The sequence below is a fragment of the Microbacterium sp. genome, assembly GCF_011620715.1.
Classification (GTDB): Bacteria; Actinomycetota; Actinomycetes; order Actinomycetales; family Microbacteriaceae; genus Microbacterium.
Genome location: NZ_WOYP01000107.1, coordinates 1 through 6,505, shown reverse-complemented (window position 1 = coordinate 6,505; position 6,505 = coordinate 1). Strand labels below are relative to the sequence as shown.

At 66.2% G+C, this 6,505-nt stretch carries 9 protein-coding genes; 6 read left to right on the top strand and 3 right to left on the bottom strand.

Annotation, left to right across the window (positions count from 1 at the left end; all coding sequences use genetic code 11):
- The 6 genes from QZV84_RS10480 to QZV84_RS10455 all read left to right on the top strand — a co-directional run.
- Positions 1-691: hypothetical protein (locus QZV84_RS10480; RefSeq protein ID WP_292829199.1), on the top strand; the 691-nt coding region annotated here is incomplete at its 5' end.
- Between the two features lie 108 nt (positions 692-799).
- Positions 800-1,438 (top strand): copper resistance CopC family protein, encoded by a 639-nt coding sequence (locus QZV84_RS10475; RefSeq protein ID WP_292829197.1) that lies wholly within the window; start codon positions 800-802, stop codon positions 1,436-1,438.
- The gene (locus tag QZV84_RS10470) at positions 1,435-1,965 is read left to right on the top strand and encodes a copper chaperone PCu(A)C (protein ID WP_292829195.1); all 531 of its coding nucleotides are present in this window, start codon (positions 1,435-1,437) and stop codon (positions 1,963-1,965) included. The genes QZV84_RS10475 and QZV84_RS10470 overlap by 4 nt, the downstream gene beginning before the upstream one ends.
- Positions 1,965-3,200 (top strand): Dyp-type peroxidase, encoded by a 1,236-nt coding sequence (locus QZV84_RS10465; RefSeq protein ID WP_292829193.1) that lies wholly within the window; start codon positions 1,965-1,967, stop codon positions 3,198-3,200. The genes QZV84_RS10470 and QZV84_RS10465 overlap by 1 nt, the downstream gene beginning before the upstream one ends.
- Before the next feature lie 60 nt (positions 3,201-3,260).
- The gene (locus QZV84_RS10460; protein ID WP_292829191.1) at positions 3,261-3,698 is read left to right on the top strand and encodes a MarR family transcriptional regulator; all 438 of its coding nucleotides are present in this window, start codon (positions 3,261-3,263) and stop codon (positions 3,696-3,698) included.
- Between the two features lie 81 nt (positions 3,699-3,779).
- Positions 3,780-5,033, top strand: coding sequence for an MFS transporter (locus tag QZV84_RS10455; protein ID WP_292829203.1), 1,254 nt, complete (start codon positions 3,780-3,782; stop codon positions 5,031-5,033).
- 119 nt (positions 5,034-5,152) lie between these two features.
- Here the strand turns inward: QZV84_RS10455 and QZV84_RS10450 are convergent, their stop codons facing one another.
- The 3 genes from QZV84_RS10450 to QZV84_RS10440 form a co-directional block, all read right to left on the bottom strand.
- Positions 5,153-5,359: a hypothetical protein gene (locus QZV84_RS10450; RefSeq protein WP_363331906.1), complete on the bottom strand. Its 207-nt coding sequence runs from the start codon at positions 5,357-5,359 to the stop codon at positions 5,153-5,155.
- A gap of 265 nt (positions 5,360-5,624) precedes the next feature.
- Positions 5,625-6,098: a hypothetical protein gene (locus tag QZV84_RS10445; protein ID WP_292829189.1), complete on the bottom strand. Its 474-nt coding sequence runs from the start codon at positions 6,096-6,098 to the stop codon at positions 5,625-5,627.
- 3 nt (positions 6,099-6,101) lie between these two features.
- The coding region (locus QZV84_RS10440; protein ID WP_292829187.1) for a hypothetical protein at positions 6,102-6,505 on the bottom strand (404 nt) is incomplete at its 5' end.

Below are 6,505 nucleotides of genomic sequence, written 5' to 3'. Positions count from 1 at the left end.
CGATGATCACGAAGCGGATCCAGTCGGCTTGCCTGCGGCGGCGGCCGGTGCGTGTAAGACTGGATACGTGAACCGGTCGCGAGCAGCCCGCGTCGTGCGGGGTTCGCTCGCGGCCGCGGTGGCGACTTTCGTCGCGTTGGTGTCGCATGTCACCGGTGGGGGGCAGCTGCCCGGGTGGGTCGGCATCGTCGTCCCGCTGGTTCTGTCGGTTGCCGTGTGTACAGTCCTGGCTGGTCGACGCCTCTCGCTGTGGCGGCTCTCGATCGCCGTCGCGGTGAGTCAGATTCTGTTTCACACCCTCTTCGTTCTCGGAACGTTCTCACCCTCGCCGGGGTCAGGCGATGTGACGGTCCATCACATGCATGGTGCGTCATGGATGCCGATGGGTGATGCGTCGAACGTGGCAACGTCTCTGCACGCTGACGTGTCGATGTGGGTGATGCATGGCATCGCCGCCATCGTGACCATTGCCGCGCTGTACCTCGGTGAGCGCGCATACAACCGGTTGCGCGAGATCACGGCGGAGCTCGCGCAGTGGGCGCGACGTCATCTGCTGCCTGTCTTGATCGCGTTGCCCTTCGAACCTGTTCGTCCGCTCGTGGCGGCGGTGGGCCAGCCGTTCCGTCCGGCGTGTTCACCTCTCGCTCGCTCCCTGAGCCGGCGCGGCCCCCCGGTCATCGCTGTGCTCTGACTTCCGCCGACGCACCCAGGTTCAGGGGCGCTTCGGCGTCTTCGCGCTCGTTCCTGAGCGCCCTGTGTCTGCGCACCCGGTCCACGGGTGCTTGCGAGAGGTTCGCTGATGTCATCGTTCCCCAGGTACGCCGTCGTAGTGGCGGTCTCGGTCGTCGTGGCTCTCACGTCGGTTGCTCCCGCCTCTGCTCACGACGAGTTGGTGTCCAGCATCCCCGTCGCCGATGATCGGCTCGATTCGGCGCCGACGTCGGTGTCGTTGGAGTTCTCATCCGATGTGATGGAGCTTGGTGCGCTGATCATGGTCGCGGACGAGTCCGGCGCGGACTGGGTGGCCGGTGACCCGACCGTCCAGTTGAACACCGTCACGGTCCCGATCGCTGAAGGTATGCCGGCCGGCGGGTATGAGGTTCGCTGGCGCGTCGTGTCCGCGGACGGCCACCCCATCTCCGGGGTGATCCCGTTCACGGTCGGTGACGCCGAACCCCTGCAACGCCAACCTGCAGCTGATGCGACCACGAGCGCCGACAACGCGGACGCTGCGGCAGAACGACCACAGGACAGTCAGAGCACACAGGAGAACGGGGGCGTCTCTCGAGTCGCCCTGATCGGCGCAGCCGGTGCAGCGACTGCTGTCGCCGTGCTCGCCGGTATCCACTTCATCCGCCGCCGGCACACGGCCGGCAGCACCGACGACGTGACCGAAGAAGCCTCATCGTCGAAACACTCTGAAAGGCATTTCCTGTGATCACTCGCTCTACCCGTATCCGTCTCGGCATCTTCCTCGCCGCGACCGCGCTCGCTCTCACCGGCTGCGCATCCACCAGCACCCAGACCGCCGACAACGCCACGGTCACCGCGGGTGATGCCGTGTCGATCAGCGACGCCTGGGTGAAGTCTGCAGAGTCCGGCATGTCTGCCGGTTTCGGTGAGCTCACCAACGACAGCGACGCCGACGTGACCGTGGTCTCGGCCACCACCGAAGCCTCATCGATGGTCGAACTCCACGAGACCGTGGAGAACGAGAACGGTGAGACGGTGATGCGCCAGATCGAGGGTGGCTTCGTCATTCCCGCCAACGGCTCCATCATCCTGGAGCCTGGCGGGAACCACATCATGCTGATGGACCTCACCGCTCCGCTGGCTGCGGGCGAAGAGGTCACATTCACCCTCACCTTCTCTGATGACACCACGTACGAATTCACCGCCCCGGTGAAGGACTACTCGGGCGCCAACGAGAACTACGAGCGCGGCGACATGGACATGGACAACTGATGAATCCACGCGATCGGCAGAAGCATCCCGATCGCGCCGGCGCGACCCGGCGGCAGTTCCTCCTCGGAGGCACTGTCGCCGGTGTCGGAGCCGTCGCCGCGATCGCGGTCGAGAATGCTCTTTCCACCGACTCCACCACGCCCGCCACGGCCGCATCGGTCCCGCTCAATGGAGACGTCACCGTTCCGTTCCATGGTGCACACCAGGCCGGGATCGACACGGCCGCACAGACCCACGGCATCTTCCTCGCCCTCGACCTCCTCGCCGAGACCGACCGGGACGGACTGCGGCGGATGATGCGCATCCTCACCGACGATGCGGCACGCATGACCCAAGGGCAGTCGGCGTTGGCAGACTCCGAACCAGAGCTCGCGGTCGCGCCCGCCCGGCTCACGGTCACGTTCGGATTCGGGTCGGGACTGGTCGCACGAGCCGGTGCCACGAGCCCTACGTGGTTGAAACCGCTGCCGGCGTTCGGGATCGACCGGTTGCAGGCGGAGTACAGCGACGGCGATCTCCTCATCCAGATCGCTGCGGACGACCCCCTCACCGTTGCGCACGCCTCTCGCATGATGCTGAAAGACACCCGCAGCTTCGCGTCGCTGCGGTGGACGCAGCAGGGCTTTCGCCGCGCGCACGGCTCAGTGAAGCCGGGAACGACGATGCGGAACCTCTTCGGTCAGGTCGACGGCACCGCAAACCCAGAACCAGGAACCGCCGACTTCGACGCCGTGGTGTGGAACACCACTGACGGGTGGGCTGCCGGCGGTACCGGCATCGTCGTCAGGCGCATCGCGATGAACCTGGACAAGTGGGACCGCCTAGACCGCCCTGGGCGAGATCAGGCCGTCGGCCGGTTCCAATCCAACGGGGCTCCCCTCACCGGATCCGGCGAATTCGATGAGCCGGACTTCGAGGCGAAGACCGCCATCGGGTTCCCGGTGATCCCGGAGTTCTCCCACATGCGCCGCTCACGCAGTCACAACCCGAGAGAACGGATCTTCCGACGCGGGTTCAACTATGACGACAACCCTGCGGCCGGGCGGATCTCCAACGCCGGGCTGATCTTCGTATGCTTCCAAGCAGACATCGAGCGGCAGTTCATCCCGATCCAGCGACGCCTCGACGAGCTCGACCTGCTCAACGAATGGACGACCCCGATCGGCTCGTCTGTATTCGCCGCTCCGCCCGGGTGCTCCGAAGGCGGATACATCGGCGAGACCCTCCTCGCCTGAAAGCACTCAATATGACGGAAGCGGGTCTTCGAGAGCATTCAGATTGTATATATTGTTGATATGCAATTGACAGCGATCGACCAGCTTTCGGTCAGCCTCATGGTTCACTCCAGTCGCTTTGCGCGCAGTCTCTCGCGTCGCGCGGGATCGGTGCGGTCGCTAGTCGCGATGCGAGTGCTCTCGAACCTCGAGCAGGTGGGCGACTTGCGCATCGGGGAGCTCGCCGAACGCGAGTTCATCGCGCAGCCGGCGATGACCGCCACGGTCAATCGGCTCGAGGGCGACGGGCTTGTCGAGCGCCTTCGCGACGAGGGCGATGCCCGAGCGTCGCTCGTGCACCTCACGCGCGCGGGCGCCGAGCTGATCGCCGCCTTTCGGCTGCGCGCGGCCGACGTCGCGCGTCCCGCAATGGAGGAGCTGTCAGCAGAGGAGATCCGCACGCTGGATTCCGCGGTCCCGCTGCTCGCTCGGCTGGTCGCCGCGCTGGAGTCCGCGTGAGCCTTGCGGCGTCCGCGAGCGCCGCCCTCCGATATGCCGTTTCCCGCAAACCCGTCCCATCGATTGAGGAGTGCAATGTCTATGTCCGATGAGCAGAAGCCGTCCATCCTGCGCCAGCCGCCCGCCGTCTGGGCGATCGCGTTCGCGTGCATGGTGTCGTTCATGGGGATCGGTCTCGTCGACCCGATCCTCCCCGCGATCAGCGCCGAGCTGGACGCCACGCCGACCGAGGCGATGCTGCTGTTCACGAGCTACCTGCTCATCACCGCCATCGCCATGTTCTTCGCAGGCTTCATTTCCAGCAGGCTGGGGGTGAAGCGGACGCTGCTGATCGGGCTGGTGCTGATCGTGGTTTTCGCCGCTCTCGCGGGCCTGTCGGGGAGCGTCGGCCAGATCATCGGCTTCCGTGCCGGGTGGGGACTCGGAAACGCGCTGTTCATCTCGACGGCGCTTGCCGCGATCGTCGGCGCGGCAAGCGGCGGCAGCCGGCAGGCGGTGGTCCTCTATGAGGCCGCGCTCGGCCTCGGAATGGCGGTGGGCCCCCTCGTCGGCGGACTGCTCGGGAGCATCTCCTGGCGTGGTCCCTTCTTCGGCACCGCGACCCTCATGGCCATCGCCTTCATCGCGATCATGGTGATGCTCCGCGCTGACACCGAGCCGCGGGAGCGGATATCGTTCACGGCCGGCTTCGTGGCGCTGCGAAACCCGGCGTTGCGTACGCTCGCTATCACAGCGCTGTTCTATAACTACTCCTTCTTCACGCTCCTCGCGTACTCGCCGTTTCCCATCGCCGCCGCCGCCGACGCCGCCGGGTTCGAGTTCGGCGCGCAGGAACTCGGTTTCGTCTTCTTCGGCTGGGGCGTGGCGTTGGCGATCGCGTCGGTACTCGTGGCACCCGTCCTCACCCGACGCTTCGGTCTGCGACCCGTGCTGTTCGCGATGTTCGGGCTGCTGGCTGCGGCCCTCGCCGTCATGGCGCTCTTCGCGACCTCGGCGGTCGTGCTGATCACGGTCGTGATCGTCGCCGGCCTTTTCCTCGGCGTGCTCAACACAGCGCTCACCGAGACAGTCATGGAGGCGACGGACCTGCCGCGCAGCGTGGCCTCGTCGACATACTCCGGGGTCAGATTCCTTGGTGGCGCGGTCGCTCCCGCCGTCGCGGGCGGGATCGCAGTGGCCTTCGGCGTCGGTGCGCCGTACTGGTTCGCCGTCGGTTCGCTCGTCGTCGCGATCGTCGTTCTCGCCGTTGCCGGACACCGCATCACCCGTCACGCCATCCCCCACGAGAGCGCCGAGGAAGAGGCCGAGGCCATCACGGTCGGCGACCAGGTCTGACCCGCCAGGGGACGGCGCGGCTCTGCCATTCAGCCGGTCCGCTGCTGCACACGGCGGATCGAGCGGCGGATAGGGCATCCGCGTCGGTCCCGGCGGCGAGACCCGATCCGTCTCGACTCTCAGATGTCGATGTTCTGGCGTGCTTCCGGGATGCCGAGATCGTTGGGGGCGATCGCCAGCTCGCGGCGAGGAAGCGCGGGGCACCACCCGGTGACGGCACCGATCGCCAACAGCACCGCGCACAAGCCAGCGGGTATGGCGTACCAAAGATTGGCGCCCATGCTGACCGCGAAGGCGCCCACGAAGACTGCGACGGCAATGCGCATGATCCGCTCACCGGGTGTCACCGTGCACACACGCGTCCACCGCAGACGTGGTGCGGAATCGTCGCTCACGACGTGATCACATCGTGAGCGTTGTCGGCGGTGATCTCTCGGCACGTCATGCTGACGAGCCTACCCGATACCCGATGGGGTATGTCCGCCCGGGGTGAACCCGACGACGAAGAGCGCATCGTTCTCTTCCGCCGAGGGGCGGAGACATTGCGACGCGGGGTCGACCTGACGATGGTCGACCCCGCGTCGCTGTCGGTCAGGCGGCTACAGCCTCGGGAACGACGACCTCCGAGGGCACCTGGTGCAGCAGCGAGAGGAACTGGATCCAGTAGTACACGCGGTTGAAGAAGCTCAGCAGGTTGCCGTGATCCAGCTGAAGGTGGCGGTACATGACAGTCCGGGCCGCGTCGTAGCCACCGAGGAACTTCTCCCAGCCCTCGTACGTGCCCACCAGGAGGTAGTCGCTGGCCCGCGCCTCGTCCGGCGTGATCACACGAACCTCCTGCACCACGCCCTCCGAGATCTGGATCGCGACGAACTCGCCGACGTCCAGGACATCGCCCTTCACCGGCACTGCGCCGAGGGCGAGCACCCCTGAGAAGGTGGACGAGGCGGTGTCGATCCACGTCCAATAGTCCGGCAACCGTCCTTCCCGGTCCTTCTCGGTGAATCCCTGCGACAGACGCTCCTGCACGTCAGCCGCCCACTGCTCTGAGAATGCCCTCGACATCGCTCAGCCTCCAATCGCGTTGTCGGCGGAGATGTTCTGCACCATGCCGGCCAGATCGGGCGGCAACTCCAGTCCGATGAGGTTCATCTTGCGCACCAGCTGGGTGATGAACATGGCCTGCACGTCGTCACGCGTCCAGCCGATGGGCTCGTACGCCACGTACTGGCTGGAGGTGGAACTCATCAGCAGCAGAGTGCGCAGCGTGTCGTGAACCTCGCGGATCAGCGTCGGGTCCTCTTCGAGGGCCTCGGTGAGGAACCGCAGTCCTGCCTGGACGTGCCGGGCCTCGTCGCGCGCTGTGAGGGTGAAGCCTGCGTAGTAGCCGGGGAGCACCTTGCGCTGGCGTGCGTATCGCAGGGTGATCTGCATGACCGACACGGCGAGGACGCCCTCGATCCAGAGCATGT